The organism is Microbacterium sp. Z12_35, assembly GCF_058310475.1.
Genome location: NZ_JBZEGJ010000002.1, coordinates 79,727 through 104,409, shown reverse-complemented (window position 1 = coordinate 104,409; position 24,683 = coordinate 79,727). Strand labels below are relative to the sequence as shown.

Genomic DNA, 24,683 nt, shown 5'->3' with positions numbered 1-24,683 from the left:
ATGTTTCCGTACACAGGCTCGGCGTCAGGCGGCCAGGACGTGCCTCAGCTGTTCGACGGCCCAGTCCAATTCGGTCGCGCGGATGACGAGGGGTGGGGCGACGCGGATCGTCTGCCCGTGCGTGTCCTTGACGAGAACGCCCCGCGCGAGGAGCCGCTCGGCGATCTCACGGCCGGAGCCCACCGCCGGGTCGATGTCGACGCCGGCCCACAGGCCGGCGATCCGCACGGCCGTGACCCCGTGCCCGACCACCTCGGCCAGCTTGCCCTCGAGGTGCTCCCCCAGCGCCGCAGCGCGGGTCTGGAACTCGCCCGACGACAGCATCTCGACGACCCGCAGGCCGACGGCGGCCGCCAGCGGATTGCCTCCGAAGGTCGAGCCGTGCTCGCCCGGGCGGATGACGCCCAGCACGTCGCGGTCGGCCACGACGGCGGACAACGGCAGGATGCCGCCCCCCAACGCCTTGCCGAGGAGATAGACGTCGGGCACGACCCCTTCGCGATCGCACGCGAAGGTCGTGCCCACCCGGCCGAGGCCCGACTGGATCTCGTCGGCGATGAACAGCACGTTGTTCTTCGTCGTCATCTCCCGCACCGCACGGAGGTAGCCCTCCGGCGGAATGATGACGCCGCCCTCGCCCTGGATCGGCTCGATCAGCACCGCGGCGGTGTTCTCGTCGATCGCCGCTGCGATCGCCGCCGCATCCCCGTAGGGAACCCGGATGAAGCCGGGCGCATACGGACCGAAATCGTCCCGGGCGGTGGGGTCGTCGCTGAAGCCGACGATGGTGGTGGTGCGGCCGTGGAAGTTCCCGTCGGCCACGACGATGGTCGCCGCATCCGGGGCGATGCCCTTCACGCGGTACCCCCAGGCGCGTGCCACCTTGATGCCGGTCTCGACCGCCTCGGCGCCGGTGTTCATGGGCAGGACGAGCTCTTTGCCGCAGAGCTCGGCGAGAGCTGCCGCGAAAGGCCCGAGCTGGTCGTTGTGGTAGGCGCGGCTCGTGAGGGTCAGGCGCGTGAGCTGCTCCTGCGCGGCGGCGATGAGCGCGGGATGCCCGTGGCCGAAGTTGAGCGCGGAGTAGGCCGACAGGAGGTCCAGGTAGCGCTTGCCCTCGACATCGGTCACCCAGGCACCGTCGCCGCGAGCGATGACGACGGGCAGCGGCGAATAGTTCGAGGCGAGGTGCTCCCGCTCGGCGCCGATGATGCGCACCGTCCCGGTGTCGAGGGAGGTGCTCATCGAGCCCCTCCCCGCAGTTCCAGGGTGCAGCACTTGATGCCACCACCACCGAGGAGCAGTTCCGAGAGGTCGAGGAGGATCGGGGTGTAGCCGCGTTCGCGGAGCTGCGCCTCGAATCCGGCGGCGCGGGGGGAGATGATGACGTTGCGGCCGTCGCTGGCCGAGTTGAGGCCGAAGACGGCACCGTCGGCGTCGGAGACCTGGATGGCGTCGGGGTAGCGCTCGCGCAGGATCGCCTGGCTGCGGTCGTCGAACGCGTTGGGGAGATACGCGATGTTCGCGCGCTCCACGCCGCCGGCGCCCTGGACCGGGTCCAGCACGGCGATGGCGGTGTCGAGGTGGTAGAACCGCGGGTCGGTCAGCGTGAGGGAGACGACCTCGCGGCCGAAGACCTCGCCCACCTCGCGGTGGCTGTCGCCGGTCGAGCGGAAGCCGGTGCCGGCGAGGATGGTGTCACCCACGAGGAGGAAGTCGCCCTCGCCCTCGTTCACCTCGACCGGGTCGACGACATCGAACCCGTTCTGCCCGAACCACTCCATGAACGCGGGGCCTTCGGGAACCCGCTCGGCGAAGCGGAACTTCGGCCCGTACGCGATGCCGTCGATGACGAATCCGCCGTTGGCGGTGTAGACCATGTCCGGCAGTCCGTCGATCGGGTCGATCAGCTCGACCTCGTGACCGAGCTCGAGGTACGTGTCATACAGCGTCTGCCACTGCGCGACCGCGCGAGCGGTGTCGGTGGGCCGGGTCGGCTCCATCCACGGGTTGATGCTGTAGCTGACCGTGAAGTGCTCGGGGCGGCACATCAGGTAGCGCCGGTACTGCTGGACGCGCTCGGTGCGGAGGGTAGGGGCGATCGATTCGTGCGTGGACATACGGCTCCTCGTAGAAGATCGGCGGACGCTGTCCACTGGCCCGGCGGAGCTCTTCGAAGCCGGCGATCCGGGCACGCCGCGACCATTGTGCCACGCCGCATCCCGGAAAGACGAGAGCCGGCTGCCCCCGCGAGAAATGGCATTCCGGATGAGAAAGGATGCGCCGCGTCGTGTCTCATCCGGATCGTCGTTTCTCGCCAGCAGGAGCGGGCGATGGCGGGGGCGCTCACTCCGGGAGACGCACCCGCCCGTCGTGCAGTTCGAGGACGCGATCGGCTCGCTGGACCAGCAGAGGATCGTGGGTCGTGACGATGGCGGCGATGCCGCGGCTGTGCACGAGCTCGCCGATGAGGTCCATCACGGTCGCGGCGGTGCGCGAGTCCAACTGTCCGGTGGGCTCGTCGGCCAGCAGCACCCGTGGCCGCACGGCGAGCGCGCGGGCGATCCCGACGCGCTGCTGCTGGCCGCCCGAGAGCTCATCGGGGCGTTGGGCGGCGTGGTCGGCCAGGCCCACCAGACGCAGCGCCTCGGCGACCCGCTCGTCGCGCTCGGCCGGCGGCGTGCGCGCGATCCGCAACGCCAGCTCCACGTTCTCGGCTGCCGAGAGGATGGGGATGAGCCCGAAGGCCTGGAACACGATCCCGAGGTTCTCCCGCCGGAGCCCGGCGACCTCGTCCTCTCCCAGCCCGGTGAGCTCGGTGTCGCCGATCCACACCCGACCCGACGTGGGGGTTTCCAAGCCCGCGAGCATGTTCAGGAGCGTGGTCTTTCCCGCACCCGAAGCCCCGCGCACCACGACGAGTTCACTGGCGGCGACCTCGATGTCGATGTCGACGCAGGCGTGCACGTCGCCGGCCGGGGTGGAGAACGTGCGGCTCAGGCGCTCACCGCGAAGGGCGACGGTGCGAGTGGATGCGGTGGTCATCTCTCCTCCTCGGACGGGGACGCGGCGCGGTCGCGGTTCTGCCCCGGCCAGACGCCGACATGGTCGGTCTCGAGAGCCAGACGCACCCGGTCGCGGAGATCCAGCGCGGCGACGAACTCGTCAGGCAGTTGCAGCCGGCCCACCCGGTCGAGCACGGCGTACTCCTCGGCGACATGGTGCTCCGCACCGTGCTCGTCGCGACGGGTGGAACGGAGTACTTCGGTGGAGGTGCGCCCGTCGCGGATCTGCACGGTGCGGGCGACATGTTCGGACACGCCGGGGTCGTGGGTCACGATGAGCGTGGTGACGCCCAGCTCCCGGTTCACCGCCCGCATCGCCTCGAGCACGTGGGCGCTCGTGGTCTCGTCCAGCTCACCGGTCGGCTCGTCCGCCAGCAGCACCCGGGGCCGGTTGGCGATGCCCACCGCGATCGCCACCCGCTGCTGCTGACCTCCGGACATCTCCGCGGGCAGGCGTTCAGCGCAATCCGACACCTCCAGGAGGTCGAGGAGTTCGCGCACTCGGGCACGGCGGGCGGATCCGCGCACCTCACCCGGGATGGCAAGTGCCGCCGCGACGTTCTCCGCCGCGGTGAAGTACGGCACGAGGTTGCGTGAGGTCTGCTGCCACACGAAACCGACGCTCTTCCGCCGGAAAGCCACCCGCTCCTTCTCGCCCATGGTGAGGAGGTCGTGCCCCGCCACCCAGGCGACGCCGGCGGTGGGCTGGTCGAGACTCGACAGGATCGACAGGAGGGTCGACTTGCCCGAACCGGAGGCGCCGACGACGGCCACCAGCTCACCGGGGTCGACGCGGAGATTCAGACCCTGCAGCGCCTGCACCTCGACGCCCGGCCCCGTGCTCGCGCGCACCTGGAAGATCCGCACGAGATCGACGCACAGGATGTCAGCATCCGGGACGGCACGTACAGCCATGGTCTTCTCCTTCCTTCAAGCTTCCTCTACCCCGCGCAGCGCAGGGTCGTTCCGGGAACCCCGCCCGGCCATCAGCGCGACCGCACTGAGGACGCCTGCTCCCACGACGAAGCCGAGGAGCGTGAGAGCCACCGTCGCGGGGTCGGCCACGTAGGCGGGGGCGACGGATGACCCGGTGAAGGGGCGCAGGTCGACCGCGGCGAGGACGAGGAGCGGCAGCGCCGCACCGAAGAGGGAACCGACCACCACCGCGGCGACCGCCGGTGGTCCGATCTCCCAGGCGATGAGGCGCATCCGCGTGCCACGGCCTACCCCGAGAGCGCTCAGCAGCGCCAGCACGCGCTCCCGGGAGCGTGCCACCAGCGTCAGGGTGAGCACGACGGCCAGCGCCGCGAGCGCCGCCGCGAACCCGGTGGCCGTTGCCAGGGCGGTGCGCAGACCGCTGACGGCCGGGCCGTCCTCGATCTCGCGCAGGATGTCGCCGGGCGCGTCGATCCGCACGAGCGGTCCGAGCATGGCCCGCAGCTCGTCTTCGACGGAGCCGAGGGACGCGCCCGGGTCGAGTCTCAGGAGAACGAGGCGGATCGGGGCGTTTCCGCCGAGCAGCGCCTCGGCGTACGCGGCGTCCACCGCGATCCAGTTCGCCCGAGAGCTCAGGGGCGCCTGTCCGGTGGCGACCCCGACGATGTCGGACGCCACTCCTTCGATCGAGACCGCTTCGTTCCCGACGAGTCCCGCAACGCCGGCGGAGACGACGATCGGCACCGGCCCGCTGCCGGGGACGAGGGAGGTTCCCTCGGGCAGGATGCCCGGGCCGTCGCCCTGCGCCTCGGCGAGCGCGCGCGCATCGACCAGGTGGACGGAGGTCTGTCGCGCGCTGCCACCGATTTCGAGCTGAACGGGTTCCGCCCCCGACACCCCTGTCGCGACGGCGACCCCGTCCAGGGCCTGGATCCGCTCGAGAACCGCGGCGTCGAAGCGGGCGCCGTCGACCCGCACGTCTGCTCCGACCTCTCCCTCGGCCGACGTGCGGATGCCGGTCTGAAGCGTCGACAGCAGCACGGCCGACGAGACGGCGACAGACACCCCCACCACGAGCGCGACGACCGGGACCAGGCCCAGCGCGGGCTCACGGATGGCGCGCGCCGCTCCGAGGAACGATGTCATCCGTTCTCCCCGCCGCGCGCGCTCGAGGACGGCCCGCAGCGGCAGAGGGTACAGCCGCAGAGTCACCATCGACCCCGCGATCGCGACCAGCAGCGGCGCCGCCGCGAGGAGGGGGTCGGCCCGGGCGCTCGAGTATCCGCGCAGCACCAGGAGGGCGACAGCCGCGGCCGCGAGAGCGAGGGCGAGCGCCTCGATCACGGCGCGCAGACGCGGTACGCGCCGGCCGAGGTCGGCCCGTGCCGTCCGATCGGCGGCGGAGCCGGCCACCGCAGTGAGCACGACAGCCGGCGCGAGGGCGAGGAGGACCGGGGCGAGGAGCATCCCCGGTTCGGGGGCGGTGCGGGCCAGCGCGAGCGCGGCGGCGGTGCCGACGGCGGCGGGGATGACCCCGAGCGCCAGCCCCTCGACGCCCAGGAGGGCGCGGAGCTGGCGGCCCGAGCCGCCGCGAGCCGACAGCAGGCGCAGCGTGGGCCGGCGACGTTCCAGGATGAGGCGGCACCCGAGCAGCAGGACGAGCGCCGCCACGCCCGCAGGGCCGGCGGCGATCATCGCGAGGATCGCCGCCGTCGCACGCGACTGGTCCAGCGCGATGTCGATGGTCTCGACCACGGGAGCCTCGAACCGCAGGCTGGTGATTCCACGTCCGGCGTCAGGAGCTTCGGCGACCGGGTGCGCCTCGGAGGCGAAGCGGCGCAGTGCCGTTCCCGCGCCCTCGGCGTTCGCGCCGGTGATGCGGGCCGTGTCGACGGGGTACCACACCGCCGTCTCCGATCTGCCGGAGAGGAGGTTCGCCGCATCCACGGCAGCGGGGTGGGCGAAGCCGGTTCCCGTGACGACGGGAGCGCGATTGCCGTCGTCCACGACGTCCGGGGCGAGCACCGAGCGCACGTGCTGCCAGTAGTCGTCGCCCGGGTCGACCGCCGCGAAGGTGCCGACCAGACGCCACACGACCGGGTCGGCGACGGCCGCGCGCTGAGGAACCGCGCGCGTCTCGCCGATGCTCCATCCCATCGCCGTCGCGGTGTCCGCCGACACCACGATCTCGAGGGTGCCGGGGAGCAACTCTCCGCGGTCCGAGAAGCGGAGGACGGGTGTCGCCGGCCAGGCGCCGTCGACGAGCGTGACCCGCTCCCGATATGCCGGGTCGAAGGCGACCGTCAGCGAGCGTGTGCGCTCCTCCCCGACGAGGACGTTGCCGATCGACCGCGTCACGGCGTGCGCGGGCGCGAGAACGTCATCGAGCGGGGGTTGCGCCGACGTGCGGACCTCTTCCAGTCCCTGGATGAAGGGTCCCCACGCCCCCTCGGTCGTCGGTGACCCGCCGTCCCGCGCCGTGGCCGCCGCCGGCGCGCCCGGGGCGACGGCTCCGACGTCGCGCTGGTTCGGTCCGGTCTGCGCGAGCTGGTCGCGCAGGGTGCCGCGGTCAAGGCCGGCCACGGCGATGGGCAGGAAGGTCGCGACGGCGGCCAGCACCGCGACGAGGACGGCGACGACGGTCGCCGCGGGGAGACCGCGCGCGAGGTGCCGCAGGAACAACCCGCCGATACCCGTCCGCCGGCTCATCCCGACGCCTCCACATCCACGGCCCTGCGCGCATCCCGGTCGACCCGTCCGGCGGCACCCGCCACGATCACGGTGAGTCCGGCCACGAGCGCCGCAATGCCGACGATGAGCGGGACGGGCGCGAAAGCCACAGGTGTCGCCAGCGGAGCCGGGACCCCGGCAGCGGTGGCTCGCACGAGGTCGGGCACGACGAACCACGCCGCGAGCGCGCCGATCAGACCGCCCGCGATGAGGGCGAACCCGGTCACCTCTCCCAGCTCGGCGGCACGCATCCGGGCCGAGAGCCGCGGGGTCACCCCCACCGCCCGCAGTGCGGCAAGCTCCGCCCGCCGCCCGCGTGTCAGGGTCTGCACGATCGCGAGCACCGCGATCAGGGCGAGGACGAGCCCACCGGCGGTCGCGATCCCCCACGCCGGGACGAGCGCACCCGCGATGGATGCGGCGACGCCGGGTGCGGCCGTCCGCACGAGGCGGTCGCCCGCCGCCGCGCTGACCTCGTCGGCGGAAGCGGGATCCCCTGACGCCCACACCGAGCTGGGGGCGATAACCGAGACGTCGCTCTGCAGCATCGCGGCGCGGAGCGTTGTGAGATCGGCGAAGACCGCCGGAGCGCCGCCCGCGCCGGGCACCGCATCCACGATGCCTGCGACCACGAGCGACCCGGAGCGGCCTGACCCGGCGTAACGAATGTCCACGGCGTCGCCCTCGACCAGTCCGAGCAGATCGGCCAGCGCCGAGCTGGCGACGACCGGCACGCGCACCGGCGCGTCGGCCCGCACCGCCGGGTCGGCCAGCCACAAATGCGATTCCGGCGCGTCGTCGGTCAGCTCGGCGGTGCCGGCGATGCCGAGGTCGCCGGCGCCCCCGACGCCCTCGACGGAGGCCACCGTGATCGTCGCGGCCGGCCGGAGGATCGACGCGCGGAACTGCGCGGTGAGGGCGAGGACGCTCCAGGGCGCGGTGCCGTCGGGCAGGACCGCCTCGCCGGTCACCCGGCGGACGCCGTCGGCTGCGGGCGTCGCGGCGCCCGTGAAGCGCAGACGCGCCGTCGCTCCGGTGGCGTCGGCGACGAGGGCGCCCAGTTCGACGAGATCGGCCGCTTGGCTCTGCGTCGAGGCGACGTCGACCGTCAGGCGCAGGGCGGTCGCCCCGTCCCCCAGGTCCACCGCGTGCGTCTCCGCCGCGACGTCGTGCTGCACCTGCAGCGGATCGACCGCGCCTCCGGCCGGCGAAAGGAGTTCCGGGATGCTGCTTCCCGGCAGCGCGATCAGCTCGAAGGCGGTCGATCCCGCCTCCACGGGGGCGATGAGCGCCGGGCCGGCCGCCTCGATGCCGTCGACGGCCGCGATCTCGGCGACCAGGCCCGGGGTCGCTGCATCCGTATCGAGGTCGACACGGATGTCGGCTCCGGTCTCCACCGCTGCGGACAACGCGACGAGGTTCTGCCACGTGGCGGTGACGGCCGCGCCGAACACGGCCTGCGCTGCCGCGAAGGCGACGAGCAGCACCGCGACGCGGTAGACAGCGACCCGGCGCGCTGCGTGGCGGGCGGGCAAGGCGGGAACGAGCCCCGGACGACGTGCCGCGATGCCGGCCACAGCCCGGGAGAACGGCGCGAACAGCGCGACGGTCAGGATGCCCGCGGTCGAGAGCAGAACCGCGGGGGCGATCGCGACCACCGGGTCGAAGCTGCCGGGCGCCGCACGCACGAACCGGAGCTGCCACAGCACGAATCCGGCCGCGAGGAGCACGGCGACCACCAGCGCGACACTCGCCGCCCGGGCCGCCCGCCCGAGCGGCCGCCGGTCGGGGAAGCGGCTCGACCGCGCGGCGACGCAGCCGAGGAGGCCGGCCAGCGCGACCGCGGCGAGGACGACCGGTCCGGTTGCCGGGTGTGCCCAGACGTCGCCGGTCCGTTCGCCGGTGACGGTCCGCGTTCCGGCGGCGATCCCCCACCCCGCGGCGATCCCCGCCACCGCGCCGGCGGATGCGACCGCGGCACTTTCGACCGCTGCCGCTCCGAGCGCCTGCCGCCTCGACAGCCCGCGGGCGCGCGCGAACGTCGTCTCCGCCTCCCGTGCGATGGCGAGGAGCCGGCCGAGCTGGGCGACGGCGATGGCCGCGAGCAGCACGACGACGAGCACGAGGCCGGGCGCGCCGGCGGCGAGGGCCCGCACTCCCTCATCGATCTGGGCGGCGTATGCGTCGTCGCTCATCCCGGCGGGCCGGAGCATCCCGGGTGCGGCGGCGCCGCGGACCAGCCACATGCCGAGAGTGAGCGTCGTCGCGACGGCGACGGCGATCGTTCCCGCGAGGCTCGCGAGGAGCCCCGCGCGAGCCCCCGCGCGCGTTCGAAGCAGGCGGCCGGTCGCGAGCGTCGACGGGCGGGGTGCGGGCATATCCCCTGGATCCTATCGGCGCTCCGCGAGCGCCCGAGAAACGGCATTCCGGACGAGAAAGGATGCGACGCGTCGTGTCTCGTCCGCATTGTCGTTTCTCGCCGGGAGTGCGGGGCGGCGAGGCGGGCGGGGCGGGGACGGGCGGGCTAGGCGGCTCGGACGACGACCTTGCCGACCGTGTGACCCGCGTCCACCGAGGCCAGCGCCGCGCGCGCCTCGGACATGGGCCAGGTCGCCTCGATCACCGGGGTGAGGCGACCCGCGGCGGCCAGTTCCAGGAGCGAGGCGGTGACGGCGGGCTTTGTGGTGGCGGCGATCGGCCGGAAGCGCGCGCGGACGACAAGGGTGCGCAGCATCCGCGGAATCGGGCCGAGGATGCCGTCCCCTCCGCCGACGAGAGCAACGGTGCCGCCCGGGCGGAGCAGGCGGCGGAGGATGCGGAGCGGCGGCAGGCCGGCGATGTCGATGATCGCGTCGAACGACGCGGCGGGAAGATCCGTCAGGTCGGTGCGGCGGTAGTCGAACGTGTGTGATGCGCCGAGGCCACGGAGCGTTTCCTCCGCGCGGGCGCCACAGGTCGCCCAGACCTCGGCGCCGCGCTCGGCGGCCAGCTGCACCGTGAAGGTTCCGACTCCCCCGCCGGCGCCGACGACGAGCACGCGGCTCCCGGAGCCGACCCTGCAGGCGTCGAGAGCTGCGACGGCGGTGTTCCCGGCGATCGGGAGCGCGGCTGCGACCGCCACGTCCACGGCCGGTGGCCGGTGCGTCAGCCGGGCGGCGCGGACCATCGCGTAGTCGGCGAGTGTCTCGCTCCCGGCTCCGACCACCCGATCGCCGACGGCGAAGTCTTCCACGCCCTCGCCCAGCGCGATGATGGTGCCGGCCACGTCCATGCCTCGGCCGCGCGGGCGAGGACGGCGCAGCCCCGCGAAGAGGCGGATCAGGGGCGGGTCGCCCCGCATCATCCGCACGTCACCGGAGTTGAGCGAGACGGCCTCGACCCGCAGGAGCACTTTCCCCCGGCCGGGAGGGCGAACATCTGCGGTCTCGGCAGCGACCGCGTCGGCCGAGCCATAGGCGTGCTGGCGCCAGACGGTGCGGGTACGCGGCAGTGGGGCGGCAGCATCCATGGGTCTACTCCTCGGGGTAAGAGAACACGTCGTCCAGCGGAACGCCGAAGACGCGGGAGATCTGGAAGGCGAGCTCGAGCGTGGGCGAGTAGCGCCCCTGCTCGATCGCGATGAGGGTCTGGCGGGTGACGCCGACGCGGCGGGCGAGTTCGGCCTGTGTCATGTCGCCGTGGGCGGCGCGGAGGGCGCGGATCTCGTTGGTGACACGGGTGGGCTTGACCATCAGACCAGCCCGCGACGGTAGGCGATGACCCGGGCGATGCCGCCGACGAGGGCGGAGAGCGCGAAGCCGAAGAAGAGGGTGTTGGCGATCCAGAAGCCGTCGACTTCGACCGCGCACAGCACGATCCCCCCGAGGCCCGCGACGACCATGAACGCCTGCCCGACGCGGTCGCCCATCTGGGAGATGTCGCGATCGCGCTGGTCGGACCGGCCGACGCCGTCGGGATCGCGCATGCCGGCGAAGATCCCCCACAGGATGCTGAGGAGGATCGCTCCGACGATCGAGATGCCGATCGTCCAGAACATGAGGGGCGCCCAGTCGACCTCGGTCAGCTGGCCGCCGTCGGCCCGCTGCAGCACCAGGACGACGTAGACGGTCAGAGCCACGATCGTCACCACCAGGCTCGACCACGTGTTGCGCTCTTGGTAGACCATGTCATCCTCCGATGTACAGAATTCTTTACATCGGAAGCATGCCACGCGCGCACTCCCGTGTCAAGAATTCTTTACACCCTCGTTTCCGGCGCCTCTTCGCCCCCCGAGAAACGACATTCCGGACGAGAAAGGATGCGCCGCGTCGTTTCTCGTCCGGATCGTCGTTTCTCGCGGGAGGGAGGGGGGACGGGCGGGAGGGCGGGACGGGAGGGCGGGAGGGAGGGGCGGGCGGGTCAGATGACGGCGGCGGTCCAGGGGTCGGGGGTGCCGTAGCGGTGCGCGGTGATGCTGATCGACTGCTCGTGGAGGAAGGGCAGCAGCTCGATCCGGCCGGCCGTGGTGACCTCGTCGGCGTAGACCGCCACGTCGGGGTCGCCCTCGACGGCGTGGGCGAGCGCGCGGTGCAGGGCCGCGACCGACTCGGCCGCTCCGACCAGCCGCACGCGCGCCGGACGGGGGGATGCGTCGCCCTCGGCCGCGTCGACCCCTCCGGCCCCCGCTGCGATGCGCTGGAGCCACTGCTCATCCGTCTCCACCGAAACCGGCACACCGAGCTCCCCGAGCGCGCGCCGCACGTCCGCCGGAAGGCCGACCGGGGCGCTCAGCGTGAACCGGCCGCCCGCCCGCACGGCGGCCAGGACGACGCGCAGCACCGCCTGCCACGGGGCGTCCGCGGTCGCTCGGATCGCCGCATCCACCGGCCGGTAGCGCAAGAGGTTGCGCTCGATCCGCAGGTGCGACACATCCTTGACGCGCCCGAACTCGCGGTCCCATGCGACGGCGTCCGAGAGCGCGCCGCGGCGGAGCCACTCGAACGCGTCGTAGTCCAGCGACGACTGGGCGGCCTCGATGACCCCGGTGATGCGGGAGTCGAGGCCGCGGAGGTGCAGCGTGGAGGACGGCGCCCCGCCCGTCGTGCTCCGCCACGATCCGAGCCCGACGAGGTAGTTCGGCCCGCCGGCCTTGGCGCCCGGCCCCACCGACGAGCGCTTCCAGCCGCCGAAGGGCTGCCGCTGCACGATGGCGCCCGTGATGCCGCGGTTGACGTAGAGGTTTCCGGCCTGCACGCGCTCCAGCCACAGGGCGAGGTCATCGGGATGCTGCGTGTACAGCCCGGCCGTGAGCCCGAACTCCACCGCATTCTGGAGTTCGACCGCCTGCGCGAGCGAGTTCGCGTGCATGATCCCGAGCACCGGACCGAAGAACTCTTCGCGGTGGAAGCGTGATCCCGGCGCGACGCCCGTGCGGATCCCCGGCGTCCAATACCGACCTGCCTCGTCAGGGCCGAAGTCGAGTTCGCGCGGGGCGACGAGCCAGCGCTCGCCCTCGTCCAGGGTGGTGAGCGCCCACTGCAGCTTGCCTTGCGGCGCCTGGATGACCGGGCCCACTTCGCTCAGCGGGTCCGACGCCGGACCCACCCGCAGCGAGGTCGTGGCGTCCACCAGCTGCTGCGCGAAGCGGCGGGAACGGGCCACGGGTCCGACGAGGATCGCCAGGGATGCCGCCGAGCACTTCTGCCCCGCATGACCGAAGGCGCTGCGCACGAGATCGGATGCGGCGAGGTCGAGGTCGGCCGATGGCATGACGATGATCCCGTTCTTGCCGCTGGTCTCGGCGAGGAGCGGCAGATCGGGACGCCACGAACGGAACAGCTGCGCGGTCTCCCACGACCCGGTCAAGACGACGCGTTCCACGTCCGGGTGCTCGATGAGCGCGCGGCCGAGGAGGTCTTCGTCGAGGTCGACGAGAGCCAGCACCTCGCGCGGGACGCCCGCATCCCACAGGGCCTCGGCCACCACCGCGGCGCAGCGTCGCGCCTGCGGGGCGGGCTTGAACACGACCCCGCTTCCGGCGGCGAGCGCGGCCAGGACGCCACCGGCGGGGATCGCGATCGGGAAGTTCCACGGAGGCGCGACCACCGTGACGCCGGCCGGGACGAACACGGCCCCCGCCACCCGATCGAGCTCGCGCGCCGTCGCGGCGTAGTAGTTCGCGAAGTCGATCGCCTCGCTCACCTCGACGTCGGCCTCGGCGAACACCTTGCCGGTCTCGGATGCGGCGACTTCGATGAGCACCCCCCGACGGGATGCGAGCGCACGGGCAGCCCGGGCGAGCACCTCGGCACGCTCGGCCGCAGGACGCGCGCCCCACGCCGTCGCGGCATCCCGTACCCCGGTCACCACGGCGTCCAGGGCCGCGGCGTCATCAACCTGCGCCGCCTCCAGCGTCGTGTCTCCCGCGACGCTGGTCGCCACACGGGCGAGCACGGCGGTGCCCCACTCCCGGTTCGACGGGAGGGCGGGATCGGAGTCGGCGGCGTTGCGGAACCCCGGGGCGCCCACCGCATCCACTTCGTCCTCGCGCGGCGAGAAGACGGCCGTCTCCACGAACGCCTCACCCCCGAAGATCACCTGAGCGGGATCGGTGTCGGTGGCGGACGCCGACCGTGCGATGCCCAGCACCGCCTGTGTGAGGCCCTGCGCGGCGTCGGCCGGGTCGCGCAGGATGCGCGGCGCGTCAGGATCCAGGTCGACATCGCGCTCCTGAGCCCGCTTCGGTCCGAGCGCCAGCCTCGGGTCGGCCGCACGGTCGACCGAAGCGAGGTAGCGGTCACGTTCTCGGGCGAACAGTTCGGGATCGTCGTCCAGGTCGAACGCGGCGGAGAGGAAGTTCTCACCGGAGGCGTTCTCCTCCAGGCGGCGGACGAGGTAGCTGATGGCGACGTCGAACTCGTCCGGGCGGACGACCGGGACATACAGCAGCACGTGCCCGACCTCGCGCGTGACCGCGGCCACCTGCCCCTGCGCCATGCCGAGCAGCATCTCGAACTCGACGTCCGCCCGCACGCCCCGTTCCCCGGCGAGCAACCAGGCGTGCGCGATGTCGAAGAGGTTGTGACCGGCGACACCCACGCGCACGGCGGCGGTGTTGGAGGGTCGGAGCGCCTCGTCGAGGCACCGCAGGTAGTTCGCGTCGGTGTCGAGCTTGCTGTCGTAGGTGGCCAGCGCCCAGCCGTGAAGGACCGCATCCACCCGCTCCATGGCGAGGTTCGCGCCCTTGACGAGGCGGATCTTGATCCGCGCCCCGCCGTCGGCCACGCGGTGCCGCGCCCAGGCGTTCAGCTCGCGCAGCGCCGGGAGCGCGTCGGGAAGGTAGGCCTGCAGCACGATGCCCGCCTCGAGGGCGCTCAGGCGCGGGTCTTCCAGCAGCCGCGTGAACACCGCGATCGTCAGGTCGAGATCGCGGTACTCCTCCATGTCGAGATTGACGAACGTGCCGTCGGCCGCGGCACTGAGATACAGCGGCAGAAGCCGCTCGGTGATGCGCTCCACCATGTCGTCGAACGCCCACAGGGTCAGGTGCGACGCGATCGCCGACACCTTCACCGAGACGTAGTCCACGTCGGGGCGGCGGATGAGGTCGTGGATCCCCTCGAGCCGGCGCTGCGCCTCCGCCTCGCCGAGCACCGCCTCGCCCAGGAGGTTCAGGTTGAGCCGCGCGCCGCCTTCCCGCAGCTTCGCGAGGGCGGGGCCGAGCTTGTCCGGTCGCGCGTCGACGACGAGGTGCCCGACCATTTCCCGCAGCGCCCGGCGCGCAATCGGTACGACCGGGGCGGGAAGCGCAGGGGCCACCACCCCGCCCAGCTGCACGGCGCCGCGCAGGTACCACGGCAGGAAGCCGGGCACGAGCGGGGCGATCCGGTGGAGTGAGGATGCGGCGGCCGAGAGGCTCTCGGGTCGCATCACTCCGTCGACGAAGCCGATCGTGAATTCCAGACCGCGAGGGTCGCGCAACACGCCCGCCAGCCGCGCCGCCGCCGGGTCGACGGGCTCGCCGGCGGCCTCTGACGCCCAGCGCCGGGCGAGCTCCACGGCGCCATCCGGCAGATCCGGAGAAGGCGGCGCGGGCGCTGTCGTGCTCATGATCCACAGCCTAGGCAGGGCGTCCGAGGGCCGGCATGCGGCGTGCCGCGGCGGACGCAACTCCTCAACCCCGGCCCGTCCTGGACCCGGAATCGGGCCAGGGGGCCGTCTGCTGAGGAGTTGTGCGCACGGCGCAGGGGAGACGACGCTCGACGCCGGCCCTTTCGGATCGGGCGCGCGTCAGTGGTCCCAGACGCTGGGCGCGGGGCGGCGGGTGGACGGAAGGGCGGATGCGGCGGCCCACTCGTGCACCCACGGCTCGACATCCGGAAGCCCCTCCGGCTGGCCCATGGCGGCGAACAGTTCCTCGTGCGGGAGGGTGCCGCCTTCGCGCTTGAGGAAGCGCGCGCGGATGATCGCGCGGGCGTAGATCTCGCCCCGCACCACGGCGCGGTGCTCGAGGTAGAGGGCGCGGTCGTCGTGCCCGAGGAGGCGCGTCTCCAGCTCGAAGCGCTGCCACAGGTTCAGCGACTTGCGGAAGGTCACCGTCTCACTCGACACCACCGGATACCACCCTCGTTCGCGCATCTTGTCGGAGATGCCGGTGCGGACGAGCAGGTCCCACCGGCCGAGGTCGAACAGCGACAGGTACCGGCCGTTGTTCATGTGCCGCAGCATGTCGATGTCGGTGGGGAGCGTCGTGAGGCGGATGCGGCCGACCTCGGTCAGGGCGAGGCGTCCGCCGGGACGGCGGGCCTTCCGGCGGGCATGGGCGATGACGAGGAGGGTGCGCCAGAGCAGGTTCACGATCCGCGAGCGTAGCCGACCCCGGCCCACCCCGGGGCCGCGAGACTCCACCTGCGCCACGAGACCGCATCCGCCGCCGGCAGTCTCGTGGCGGAGATGCAGTCTCGCGGCCCGGAGAGGGGGTGGGGGGTCAGGAGCGGGTTACGTCGAGCTGCACGACGGACCACGACAGCGGCGGAAGCGTCGCGCGCAGCGTGCCGTCCTCGAGGCCCACCGATCGCAGGGGCACAAGACCCACCGTGTCGGGGGCGTCCTGGGTGTTCGCGGCATACCGGTCACCGCCGTCGGGGAGGGTGAGCACCTCCGCGTCCCGCACGCCCGTGGCACCCAGACCGCGCAGTTCGATCGAGACGTCGGTCGCCTCATCGAGCGAGCGGTTGGCGAGGAAGAGCGCGACCCGGCCCGACTCCTCGTCCCAGGTGGCCGCGGCATCCACCGCATCCACATCGCCGAATTTCACCGTCGGGATCTGCGACGATTCCACGGCGAGACGGAGGATGCGGCCGCGGGCGAGCTCGGCGATCCGCGCGAACGGCCAGAAGATCGTCTGCCGCCAGGCCGGGCCGTTCTCCTCGGAGCGGATGGGCGCGATGACGTTGACGAGCTGTGCCTGGTTGGCGATGCGCACGCGGTCGCCGTGCCGCAGCAGGCTGTGCAGGAACGTTCCGACGACGACGGCGTCGGTGACGGAGTAGGTGTCTTCGATGAGCCGGGGATGCTCCCGCCACTGCCGTGCGACCAGATGCGGCTGGTCCTCGGTCTGCTGACCCTCCTGGTACCAGACGTTCCACTCGTCGAACGAGATGTGGACCTGCTTCGTGTGCTTGCCGGCAGCCTTCACGGCGTCGATCGTGGCGACCACTCCGTCGATGAAGGCATCCATGTCGACGGCCTCGGCGAGGAAGGATGCCGCATCCTCGTCGCGCTCCTGGTAGTACGCGTGCATCGAGATGTAATCCACCTCGTCATACGCGTGCGTGAGGACGGTGTGCTCCCACGAGCCGAAGGTCGGCATCTGCCGGCCGGACGACCCGACCGCGACCAGTTCCAGGTCGGGGTCGATGAAGCGCATGGCCTTCGCGGTCTCCTGCGCGAGGCGGCCGTACTCGTGCGCCGTCTTGTGTCCGATCTGCCACGGTCCGTCGAGTTCGTTGCCCAGGCACCACAGGCGGATGTCGAAGGGTTCGGATGCTCCGTTGCGCCGGCGCAGATCGGACCAGTACGTCCCGCCGGGATGATTCGCGTACTCGACGAGCGCGCGCGCCTCCTCGACGCCGCGGGTGCCCAGGTTCACCGCCTGCATCACCTCGACGTTGGCCTCACGGGCCCAGTCGACGAATTCGTGCAGACCGAAGGCGTTCGTCTCCACCGTGTGCCACGCCCCGTCCAACCGTCGAGGACGATCGGCCACGGGCCCGACACCGTCCTCCCACAGGTAGCCCGAGACGAAGTTGCCTCCCGGGTAGCGCACGACGGTCGGACCCATCTCCTTCACGAGCGCGAGGACGTCCCGTCGAAACCCGCGCTCATCCGCTTCGGGGTGCCCCGGTTCGAAGATGCCGGTGTACACGCAGCGGCCCATGTGCTCCACGAAAGAGCCGAAGAGCCGTCGCGGCACGTCGGCCACGGTGAAGTCACGGTCGATGACGATGCGGGCGCGGGACATTGTTCTCCTGTTACGACGGATGGGGCGGGGGAACGGCGGGACGGCGGAGACGGCTCAGGTGCCGCCGAAGCCGGTGGTGGCGACGCCGCGGACGATCTGCTTCTGGAAGATCAGGAACAACACGATCAACGGCACCGAGGCGAGCACCGCCTGAGCCATTATCTGGGCGTATTGCACGCCATACGCGCTGATGACGGTCTGGAGGCCGACGGGGAGGGTCATCAGGTTCGTGTCGTTGATGATGAGGAACGGCCACAGGAAGTTGTTCCAGGTGGTGATGAAGACGAAGATCGCGACGGCCGCGAGGATGCCGCGGGACAGGGGCAGGACGACGGACCAGAAGACCCGGATCCGGCCCGCACCATCCACCCGCGCCGCGTCCTCGAGCTCGATCGGCACCTGGTCGAAGAACTTCTTCAGGATGAACACCATCGGCGGCGCCACGATCTGCGGCAGGATCAGCCCGAGAGGCGTATCGACGAGGTTGAACGCGAGCATCTCGTAGAACAGGGGGATGATCAGCACCTGCGGTGGGACCACGATCGACGCGATGACGGCGCCGTACAGGAAGCTCTTCCCCGGGAAGTCCAACCGGGAGAACGCATAGGCGGCGAGGGCCGAGATGGCCAGAGTGATGAACGTGACCGCGGCCGACGTCCACAGGCTGTTGAACGCCCAGACGTAGACGTTCCCCTGCGCCAGGATCGTCTGGTACGCGTCGATGGTGGGACCGGACGCCCCGATCCAGCTCCCCCCGGACGCAGCATCCGTTTCGGTCATGAACGAGGTCGCCACCGCCCAGAGGAACGGCAGCAGCCAGCCCAGAGCGAGAAGTGCCAGTGCCACGAAGGCGAGCACATTGAGAAGGCTGAACCGGCGCCCGCCGGGCTTTTTCACGCGGTCGGGGGCGGTTCCTGCCCCCTCCGGCGTGGCGAGCGGTGTGCGGGCCTGAGCGGTGGTGGTCATGACTGCTCCCCCCGGCGGCGCAGAGCGAGCGCCTGTATGACGCCGATGACGACGATGATCGCGAAGAAGACGTAGGAGATGGCGGCGGAGTAGCCGAAGCGGTAGCCGACGAATCCCGCCTCGTAGATGTACTGCACGATCGATCGGGTGGTGTCGCTCGCGATGCCCCCGAGCATCTGGTACGCCTGGTCGAAGAGTTTCAGCGAGGCGAGCACCTGCAGGATCACGATGAGCACGGTCACCTGCCCGAGCTGCGGAAGGGTGATCGACCACAGCTGACGCCACGGCCCGGCACCGTCCAGCGACGCCGCCTCGTACTGCTGGTGAGGGATGTTCTGGAGCGCGGCGAGATAGAGCAGGAAGTTGAAGCCCACGGTCCACCACACCGTGGCGATGACGATCGCGTACATGTTGGTGTCGGGGCTCTGCAGCCACGCGAGCGGCTCGAGCCCGAAGGTCTGCAGGATCCGGTTGGCGGCACCGATCTGGGGGTTGAAGATCCACACCCAGATCTGCGAGATCACGGTGGAGGCGAGCAGATACGGCATGAAGAACGACAGTCGCCACAGCCATTGGCCGGGGAGCCCGCGATGCACGAGCAGCGCCATCACCAGCGCGAGCAGCACGAGCGGCACCGTGGAGAGGATGGTGAACCATGCGGTGTTGCCGAGCGAACGCCACATCACCGGATCGGTGAGCGCCTCGGCGTAGTTCGCGAATCCCACGAAGGATCCGCCGGCGCCGGTGAGGGACTGGTTGGTGAAGCTGAGGTAGAGGCCGTGCAGAAGCGGCCAGACGAGGAAGAGCGCGAAGGCGAGGAGGAAGGGCGCGAGGAAGCCCCAGGCGGCGGCGGCCTCGCGGCGGTCTCCGGCGTGGCGTCGGACACGGGGGGCCGGGCGGCCGGTCACGACCGTGGTGGTCGAGGTGGCGGGTGCTGTGGTGGTCATGCCGTGCCTCCCTCGGGATTGGCCGGGTTGGGCGTTTTCAGTTGCGCGTCCAATCGGGAGCGGAACCGGGCGATCGCCGCGGACGGGTCGTCTCCGCCCAGCAGCACGTTCTGCACCGCCGAGCCGAACTCGGCCTGGAAGCGCGACCCGGAGCCGGTGAACCACGCCGGCGGGTCGTAGACGACGTACTCCGCAGCCTCGGCGTAGTGGGCCTGCGGGAGCAGGTCGGCGTAGTCGGGCGCCTCGGTCACCGGGAGGTACGCCGGGATGTGTCCCGCCCCGGCCCAGTCGAAGGATCCTTTGAGGATGTCCGCGACGAACCGGTAGACGAGGTCTCGCTTCTGCGGGTCGGGGGAACTCTGGTGCGGCAGGGTGAACGCGTGCGAGTCGGCGTAGACGCTCGGAGTGCCGAAGAGCGTCGGGATGATCGTCGCATCCAGCGGGAGGTCCTGCTCCTGCATCGATCGCAACTCCCACACGCCGGTGAGGAAGAGCCCGCTGCGACCGGTGGCGAATTCGGCGATCGCGGACTGGTAGTCGTTCTCGCGCGCCGCGATCTCGCCGTCGAGGAGCTCCTGCATGAAGCTCAGCGCCGTGACCGCGACATCGTCGTCCATCTCGGCGTTTCCGCCTTCGGGCAGCTCGATCTCCATCCCGTGCTGGGTGTAGAAGGTGTAGAACAGCCGCCACATCTGGGCGCCGTCGCCGAGGTATCCGTACGACAGGCCGTGGCCCTCCGACTCCCCCGCCACCGCCCGAGCCAGTTCGAGGAAGTCCTCCGGGGACGACACCGGCCGCAGTCGCCCGTCACTGTCCAGGACGCCGGCCCGCTCGCAGATCTCGGTGTTGTACATCAGGATGAACGGGTGCGCGTCCAGCGCGACACTGTAGAGGTTGTCGCCGACGAACCCCTTCTCCCAGATCGCGGCCGGGAACGTGCTCTCGTCGAGACCGAGTTCGCCCAGCCGCTGCACATCCCAGGTGTCCAGGAGTCCGCCCGGGGCGTAGCCCACGACGCGCGAGGCGTGCATCACCGACAGGTCGGGCGCTCGCCCGCCGGCGGCCGCCATGGCGAGCTTCGTGTAGTAGGGCTCCCCCCACGACAGCACGGTGGGGTGGACGCGGTATGCGCTCTGCCCGGCGTTCGCGGAATCGATCAGACCCGACATCGTGACGCCGTCCGCGCCGCTGAGCAGGTGCCAGAACTCCAACGGTCGCGCGCCCGACGCCGATACGGCGCCCGGACTGCACGCCGCGAGCGCCGCGGTGCCGGCCAGCGCCGTCGCGAGGCTGAGGAACTGCCTTCGGGTGAAGGCTGAGGGTGCCGTCATCGCCACTCCTTCGTGACCAGTCCGCGGTGAGAGTGACAGCATCCTTACATCGATGTAACCGGGGAGCAAGAGCCAGTGGCCGACGCGCCGTCTCAGCGGGCCTACGCGGCCGGCTTCACCGTGCTCTCCCGCTCGATGACGCGATGCGGGATGGTGACGGCCTCCGGCTCCTGTCCCGGCCGCGCGATCCGCTCGACGAGGAGGCGCAGCGACTCCTGCGCGAACAGGCGCCGGTCGAAGCCCACCGTGGTGAGCGAGGGGGTCGTGAACCGTGCGACCTCGATGTCGTCGAATCCCACGATCAGGACGTCATCGGGTACCCGCACCCCGCCCTCGGCGAGTTCGCGGACGGCCCCGACGGCGAGGGAGTCCGTGAACGCGACGACTCCGTCGACGGGGATGCTGCGCCGGCGGAGCTCGCGGACGGCCGCGGCGCCGGCGGCCATGCTCCATGGCAGGAGATTGACCTCGCTCGCCGGGTCGGAGCTCATCCCCGCCTCGGCCAGTGCGTCCCGGAACCCCGCCAGCCGGAGACGACTGGTCGCCGTGGCGTGTTCGGCTCGGTCGTCCCCGCCGATCGCGGCGATGCGGCCAGCCCCCCGAGCGATGAGGTGCCGCGTCGCATCCTTCGCCGCCTGGCGACTGTCGATGAGCACCCGGTCGGTGCGGTGCTGCTCGACCTCGCCGATCAGCACCACCGGTGGCAGGTCGTCGGCGCGATCGATCACGCTGTCTTCGAGCCGGATGGGGTTCAGGATGAGACCGTCCACGAGGTGCGCCCGGGCGCGGGAGAGCAGATCGCGTTCGCGTTGAGGACGGGCGGCCGTCTCCTCGATCTGCACCGCGAACCCACGCTCGTGCGCCGCCTCGACCAGGAAGTGCAGGAGGTCGGCCGAGAAGGCCGTTGCCAGGTCGGGAAGGGCGACGGCGATGACTCCGGACCGGCCGCTGCGCAGACCTCGTGCACTGAGGTTGGGCACGAAGTCCAGTGCGGCCATGGCCTGCTCGACGCGTGCGCGGGTCTCGGGGCGGACGTGCACGGTGCCGGTGAGCACGTTCGACACGGTCTTGGGTGACACGCGCGCGAGCGCCGCGACGTCTTTGACCGTGGCGCGGGCCGTACGCATCTGCTCAGGATAGGGGCGGGGGCACCGCGCCCGTGCCGCGTACCCAGCTCGGCCGGTTCGCCTCTAGGCTGGCGCCGTGGACTCGGGGGCGCCGCAGAGCGAGGGTGGGAGGGCTCCGTCTCCCGCGCCCGGCGGCCGGTTCCGGTGGGTGCACGCCGCGACCGACCGCATACCCACCCGGTGGTTCGGCGGGTTGGGGGCCGCGGCGTTCCTCGCAGCGACAGCCGGCTTCGGCGGTTTGGCGACCGTCGCCGCGCCGGCGATTCCCGAGCTCACCGCCGGGGACGAGCACGTCAACGAGCAGCTCGCGATCACCGTGGAGCGGGCCGTCCTCATCGACGATCTCCCGGAGGCGGGGGTGACGGTCGAGCCATGGGAACGGGTGCTCGTACTCGTGGTCACCGCCGAGAATCGGTGGACCGAGGCCCTCGCCACGACAGGCGACTCCAGCGTGTCGCAGAACTTCCGCATCCCGGAGCTCGGTGACCGACCTCCCAGCGCGGTCGCGCGCTTCGATGACACGACGCGGTCACCGTATCTTCAGCCGGGAGTTCCCGCCGAACTGGCCATCGTGTGGCGAGTGGAGGCCGGCCGCTTCCGAGAGGGGGCCGAGCTCGTCGTCGAGCTGGGCGACGCGGAGTTGCACACCGGCTCCTTCGTCACGGCCGGTCAGTCGTGGATCGACCCGGTCGTCGGAGCCCGCGTGGCGGTTCGCCTCACCGACGTGGGCGCGGGCGCCTCGGCGGGAGCAGAGGAATGAGGCCGTGGCTGGCGTGGTCGATCGGCGTGGGGCTGCTCGTGGTCGCGTGGATCATCACCCTGATCACACCGCCGGAAGACGCGGCCGAGGCGCCCTTCCCCGTCGTTGCGGTGATCGGCGAGGAGGTCGCAGCCCGCACGCTCACCGCGACGATCAGGGACGCGCGCGTGGCTGAGCGCGTCACCGCCGAGGGATGGAGCGCGGAGGGGACGTGGCTCGTGGTCGATCTCGACATCGCCGCACGGATGGACGAGCAGGGAGCACTCCTCCGCGGCGCCACCCTCACCATCGGTGATCGCACCTTCCGCGCCAGCGAGAGGCCCGCGTCGCTGTTCCGGGAACCGCTCTTCGTCGGCATCCCGCTCTCCGGCAGCATCGCTTTCGAGTTGCCCGCCGATGCCGCTGCCGATGTGGGGATCCTGCGCCTCTCGGAGGACACGGAGACGCGGCTGGACGCGCTCATCGAGCTGACGATCGACCTCGGGGCTGTCGAGCACCTCCCCGAGACGGAGTTGCTCCCGACCGAATGGGCACAGGCATGACCTCCTCCTGGCTGCGCCGCAACAGCTTCGCCCTGACGGCGGCGGCCCTCCTCGTCCCCGCGAGCGCTGTCGTCATCGGCGGCAACGAGTGGTGGGGGTACTACTCCGGCCGCGAGGTGTTCCCCGTCGCCGTCGACGCCGGGGAAACGGCCGACTTCTCCGGAGCCACGTACGGACCGGCGACGGTCACGGAGCTGCGGGAAGACCCGGACTGGGAGCTTCCGCAGGGAGTGAAGGTGCTATCGGTGGAGGTTCCGGTGCGAACAGACGATGCGCCCGCACGGTGCGGTTCCCCGACCCTGCGCGAGCTGTCCGGTGAAGGCCGACGGTGGACCAACGCCACCCTCACCATCGATCTGCCCTCCGACGAGGACGCGACGTGGTCATGCGACTCCGAGCGGATCGGCGGCTACACCGTCGCCGTCCCGTTCCTCGTTCCCGACGACGTCTCCGGCTCCGTCGGCCTCGACTTCACGGTCGTGGACGAGCTCCCGCGCTTCCTGCGACTCGTCGTCGACGTGCCCTGACGACACCACGGGTGCGCCGATCAGCGCGCCGATCGTCGCGTCGTAGGCGCTGGCGACCAGTACCGCGCGCAACGGTTCGATGACGAGCGGGACGGCGAGGAGCACGAGGGTGTCGGCCACGATCCAGAACGAGTAGAAGTCGTGCGGGCCCAGCGCCCGCGTGAGCCCGACCGTCAGCAGCCGCTCGCCCAGCAGCAGGACGGTGTACAGCAGGACGTACCCGCCGACGAGGATCGGGCCGCCCCGCCACATGAGCACCAGTGCCCGCCAGATCGGCTGGAACCGCGACCCCAGCCCCGAGCCGATGTCGCCCACGCGTCGGCGGAGTCGCTGCGGGAGGCTCGTGTACCGCCCGCGCACCTTCTCCACGAGAGGCGCACGCACCGCGACGCCCTGCGGTGACACGGCCTGTCCGTAGATGACGCCGGCGATCGTCAGCCACGCAAGGGGCAGCAGGACGACCGCGCCGACCTGTCCGATCAGCCACTCCGCCGCATCCCACGCCCACGCCACCGGGGCCACGGCGCCGGCAAGCCAGCCGCGCATGTCGGCGAGCCACGCCATCGCCTGACGCGTGTCGATCCATTCGGTCACCCAGCCGACGGCGTCCGAGATGAGGAAGAGAGTGAGGAAGACCCACACCGCCTCGAGGTACACCGCGCCGACCGCGAACCAGCGCGGAACCCGGGACGCCCACCGCTTCCACGCCCAGCGCCCCGTGAAAGCCAGAACGATGGCGGCGGCGGTCCAGGGCTCGAAGCCGAGCTCCAGGACGGTGCCACTCGTGTCCACCTCCGGCCCGCCGGAGAAGGTCGAGACGATGATGCGTTCGGACTGCACCTCGAGAGCCCGGTTCATGTACGCCGTGACGTCTTCCCGCAGGAACCCCCACGCGGTGTAGACGGCGAAGAACGGCAGGATCGACGCCAGCAGAGCGTCACGGAACGCCCGGCGGCGTCCGGCGGGCTCGGCCGGCACCGGCGCGATGGCGCCCAGGCGCGCCATCCCGTCGCGCAGGACGAGGAACATCGCGACGAACCCGATCAGGCGCGCGAGGATCGCCAACGGCAGCAAGAGGAAGCCGCCGATCGCGGTGTACGCGCCGACGAAGCCGGCCAGCTCGATCGCGAGGTAGCGGCCGAGGATGCCCGCGAAGAACCAGGCGATGAGCGCGGGCCAGTGGGCGACGAGGAGCCGGCCCATCGTCACCACGACCGTCCGCACGCTCTCACAGTAGCTTCGCGGGGGCGGCGA

At 71.5% G+C, this 24,683-nt stretch carries 19 protein-coding genes; 2 read left to right on the top strand and 17 right to left on the bottom strand.

The features are described from left to right. Window positions 1-24: 24 nt before the first annotated feature. The 16 genes from rocD to AC4FS1_RS13320 form a co-directional block, all read right to left on the bottom strand. Window positions 25-1,242: an ornithine--oxo-acid transaminase gene (rocD, locus tag AC4FS1_RS13395; RefSeq protein WP_491155917.1), complete on the bottom strand. Its 1,218-nt coding sequence runs from the start codon at window positions 1,240-1,242 to the stop codon at window positions 25-27. Continuing rightward, the gene (ddaH, locus tag AC4FS1_RS13390) at window positions 1,239-2,117 is read right to left on the bottom strand and encodes a dimethylargininase (protein WP_491155915.1); all 879 of its coding nucleotides are present in this window, start codon (window positions 2,115-2,117) and stop codon (window positions 1,239-1,241) included. The genes rocD and ddaH overlap by 4 nt, the downstream gene beginning before the upstream one ends. A 226-nt stretch (window positions 2,118-2,343) precedes the next feature. Next, entirely contained in the window at window positions 2,344-3,042 is a 699-nt protein-coding gene (locus AC4FS1_RS13385) for an ABC transporter ATP-binding protein (protein ID WP_491155913.1), read from the bottom strand. Further along, on the bottom strand, window positions 3,039-3,977 hold the full coding sequence (locus AC4FS1_RS13380; RefSeq protein ID WP_491155911.1) for an ABC transporter ATP-binding protein: 939 nt from the start codon (window positions 3,975-3,977) through the stop codon (window positions 3,039-3,041). Before AC4FS1_RS13380 ends, AC4FS1_RS13385 begins: the two co-directional genes overlap by 4 nt. Before the next feature lie 15 nt (window positions 3,978-3,992). Then, complete coding sequence (locus tag AC4FS1_RS13375; protein WP_491155909.1) at window positions 3,993-6,707, bottom strand: FtsX-like permease family protein; 2,715 nt, start codon at window positions 6,705-6,707, stop codon at window positions 3,993-3,995. Continuing rightward, a complete protein-coding gene (locus tag AC4FS1_RS13370) occupies window positions 6,704-9,106 on the bottom strand; it encodes an ABC transporter permease (RefSeq protein ID WP_491155908.1) in 2,403 nt (800 codons plus the stop codon). The genes AC4FS1_RS13375 and AC4FS1_RS13370 overlap by 4 nt, the downstream gene beginning before the upstream one ends. A gap of 146 nt (window positions 9,107-9,252) precedes the next feature. Continuing rightward, entirely contained in the window at window positions 9,253-10,236 is a 984-nt protein-coding gene (locus AC4FS1_RS13365) for an NAD(P)-dependent alcohol dehydrogenase (protein WP_491155907.1), read from the bottom strand. 4 nt (window positions 10,237-10,240) lie between these two features. Further along, on the bottom strand, window positions 10,241-10,459 hold the full coding sequence (locus tag AC4FS1_RS13360; protein ID WP_484507852.1) for a helix-turn-helix transcriptional regulator: 219 nt from the start codon (window positions 10,457-10,459) through the stop codon (window positions 10,241-10,243). Continuing rightward, window positions 10,459-10,893 carry a hypothetical protein gene (locus AC4FS1_RS13355; protein ID WP_491155906.1) on the bottom strand — a complete coding sequence of 145 codons (435 nt, stop codon included), beginning with the start codon at window positions 10,891-10,893 and terminating at the stop codon, window positions 10,459-10,461. Before AC4FS1_RS13355 ends, AC4FS1_RS13360 begins: the two co-directional genes overlap by 1 nt. A 233-nt stretch (window positions 10,894-11,126) precedes the next feature. Continuing rightward, entirely contained in the window at window positions 11,127-14,816 is a 3,690-nt protein-coding gene (locus tag AC4FS1_RS13350; RefSeq protein WP_491155903.1) for a bifunctional proline dehydrogenase/L-glutamate gamma-semialdehyde dehydrogenase, read from the bottom strand. A gap of 180 nt (window positions 14,817-14,996) precedes the next feature. Then, window positions 14,997-15,563 (bottom strand): thioesterase family protein, encoded by a 567-nt coding sequence (locus tag AC4FS1_RS13345; RefSeq protein WP_491155901.1) that lies wholly within the window; start codon window positions 15,561-15,563, stop codon window positions 14,997-14,999. 130 nt (window positions 15,564-15,693) lie between these two features. After that, the gene (gene arfA, locus AC4FS1_RS13340; RefSeq protein WP_491155900.1) at window positions 15,694-17,229 is read right to left on the bottom strand and encodes an arabinosylfuranosidase ArfA; all 1,536 of its coding nucleotides are present in this window, start codon (window positions 17,227-17,229) and stop codon (window positions 15,694-15,696) included. A 54-nt stretch (window positions 17,230-17,283) separates the two neighbouring features. Continuing rightward, window positions 17,284-18,195, bottom strand: coding sequence for a carbohydrate ABC transporter permease (locus AC4FS1_RS13335; RefSeq protein ID WP_491155899.1), 912 nt, complete (start codon window positions 18,193-18,195; stop codon window positions 17,284-17,286). Continuing rightward, complete coding sequence (locus tag AC4FS1_RS13330) at window positions 18,192-19,142, bottom strand: carbohydrate ABC transporter permease (RefSeq protein ID WP_491155897.1); 951 nt, start codon at window positions 19,140-19,142, stop codon at window positions 18,192-18,194. The genes AC4FS1_RS13335 and AC4FS1_RS13330 overlap by 4 nt, the downstream gene beginning before the upstream one ends. Further along, the gene (locus AC4FS1_RS13325; protein WP_491155895.1) at window positions 19,139-20,473 is read right to left on the bottom strand and encodes an extracellular solute-binding protein; all 1,335 of its coding nucleotides are present in this window, start codon (window positions 20,471-20,473) and stop codon (window positions 19,139-19,141) included. Before AC4FS1_RS13325 ends, AC4FS1_RS13330 begins: the two co-directional genes overlap by 4 nt. Before the next feature lie 101 nt (window positions 20,474-20,574). Continuing rightward, complete coding sequence (locus tag AC4FS1_RS13320) at window positions 20,575-21,600, bottom strand: LacI family DNA-binding transcriptional regulator (protein ID WP_491155893.1); 1,026 nt, start codon at window positions 21,598-21,600, stop codon at window positions 20,575-20,577. 76 nt (window positions 21,601-21,676) lie between these two features. Here AC4FS1_RS13320 and AC4FS1_RS13315 point away from each other — a divergent pair, with 76 nt between their 5' ends. Beyond that, window positions 21,677-22,360, top strand: a complete 684-nt coding sequence (locus AC4FS1_RS13315) for a hypothetical protein (protein ID WP_491155892.1) — start codon at window positions 21,677-21,679, stop codon at window positions 22,358-22,360. Next, a complete protein-coding gene (locus AC4FS1_RS13310) occupies window positions 22,357-22,902 on the top strand; it encodes a hypothetical protein (RefSeq protein WP_491155891.1) in 546 nt (181 codons plus the stop codon). The genes AC4FS1_RS13315 and AC4FS1_RS13310 overlap by 4 nt, the downstream gene beginning before the upstream one ends. A 383-nt stretch (window positions 22,903-23,285) precedes the next feature. On the opposite strand, the gene AC4FS1_RS13305 is transcribed toward AC4FS1_RS13310, so the two are convergent. Beyond that, a complete protein-coding gene (locus tag AC4FS1_RS13305; RefSeq protein WP_491155889.1) occupies window positions 23,286-24,653 on the bottom strand; it encodes a hypothetical protein in 1,368 nt (455 codons plus the stop codon). Between the last annotated feature and the right edge of the window lie 30 nt (window positions 24,654-24,683).

What these genes read in the sequence shown, in the direction of transcription:
- rocD (WP_491155917.1), bottom strand. Translation starts at nt 1,242, where the DNA reads ATGAGCACCTCCCTCGACACCGGGACGGTGCGCATCATCGGCGCCGAG.
- ddaH (WP_491155915.1), bottom strand. Translation starts at nt 2,117, where the DNA reads ATGTCCACGCACGAATCGATCGCCCCTACCCTCCGCACCGAGCGCGTC.
- AC4FS1_RS13385 (WP_491155913.1), bottom strand. Translation starts at nt 3,042, where the DNA reads ATGACCACCGCATCCACTCGCACCGTCGCCCTTCGCGGTGAGCGCCTG.
- AC4FS1_RS13380 (WP_491155911.1), bottom strand. Translation starts at nt 3,977, where the DNA reads ATGGCTGTACGTGCCGTCCCGGATGCTGACATCCTGTGCGTCGATCTC.
- AC4FS1_RS13375 (WP_491155909.1), bottom strand. Translation starts at nt 6,707, where the DNA reads ATGAGCCGGCGGACGGGTATCGGCGGGTTGTTCCTGCGGCACCTCGCG.
- AC4FS1_RS13370 (WP_491155908.1), bottom strand. Translation starts at nt 9,106, where the DNA reads ATGCCCGCACCCCGCCCGTCGACGCTCGCGACCGGCCGCCTGCTTCGA.
- AC4FS1_RS13365 (WP_491155907.1), bottom strand. Translation starts at nt 10,236, where the DNA reads ATGGATGCTGCCGCCCCACTGCCGCGTACCCGCACCGTCTGGCGCCAG.
- AC4FS1_RS13360 (WP_484507852.1), bottom strand. Translation starts at nt 10,459, where the DNA reads ATGGTCAAGCCCACCCGTGTCACCAACGAGATCCGCGCCCTCCGCGCC.
- AC4FS1_RS13355 (WP_491155906.1), bottom strand. Translation starts at nt 10,893, where the DNA reads ATGGTCTACCAAGAGCGCAACACGTGGTCGAGCCTGGTGGTGACGATC.
- AC4FS1_RS13350 (WP_491155903.1), bottom strand. Translation starts at nt 14,816, where the DNA reads ATGAGCACGACAGCGCCCGCGCCGCCTTCTCCGGATCTGCCGGATGGC.
- arfA (WP_491155900.1), bottom strand. Translation starts at nt 17,229, where the DNA reads ATGTCCCGCGCCCGCATCGTCATCGACCGTGACTTCACCGTGGCCGAC.
- AC4FS1_RS13335 (WP_491155899.1), bottom strand. Translation starts at nt 18,195, where the DNA reads ATGACCACCACCGCTCAGGCCCGCACACCGCTCGCCACGCCGGAGGGG.
- AC4FS1_RS13330 (WP_491155897.1), bottom strand. Translation starts at nt 19,142, where the DNA reads ATGACCACCACAGCACCCGCCACCTCGACCACCACGGTCGTGACCGGC.
- AC4FS1_RS13325 (WP_491155895.1), bottom strand. Translation starts at nt 20,473, where the DNA reads ATGACGGCACCCTCAGCCTTCACCCGAAGGCAGTTCCTCAGCCTCGCG.
- AC4FS1_RS13320 (WP_491155893.1), bottom strand. Translation starts at nt 21,600, where the DNA reads ATGCGTACGGCCCGCGCCACGGTCAAAGACGTCGCGGCGCTCGCGCGC.
- AC4FS1_RS13310 (WP_491155891.1), top strand. Translation starts at nt 22,357, where the DNA reads ATGAGGCCGTGGCTGGCGTGGTCGATCGGCGTGGGGCTGCTCGTGGTC.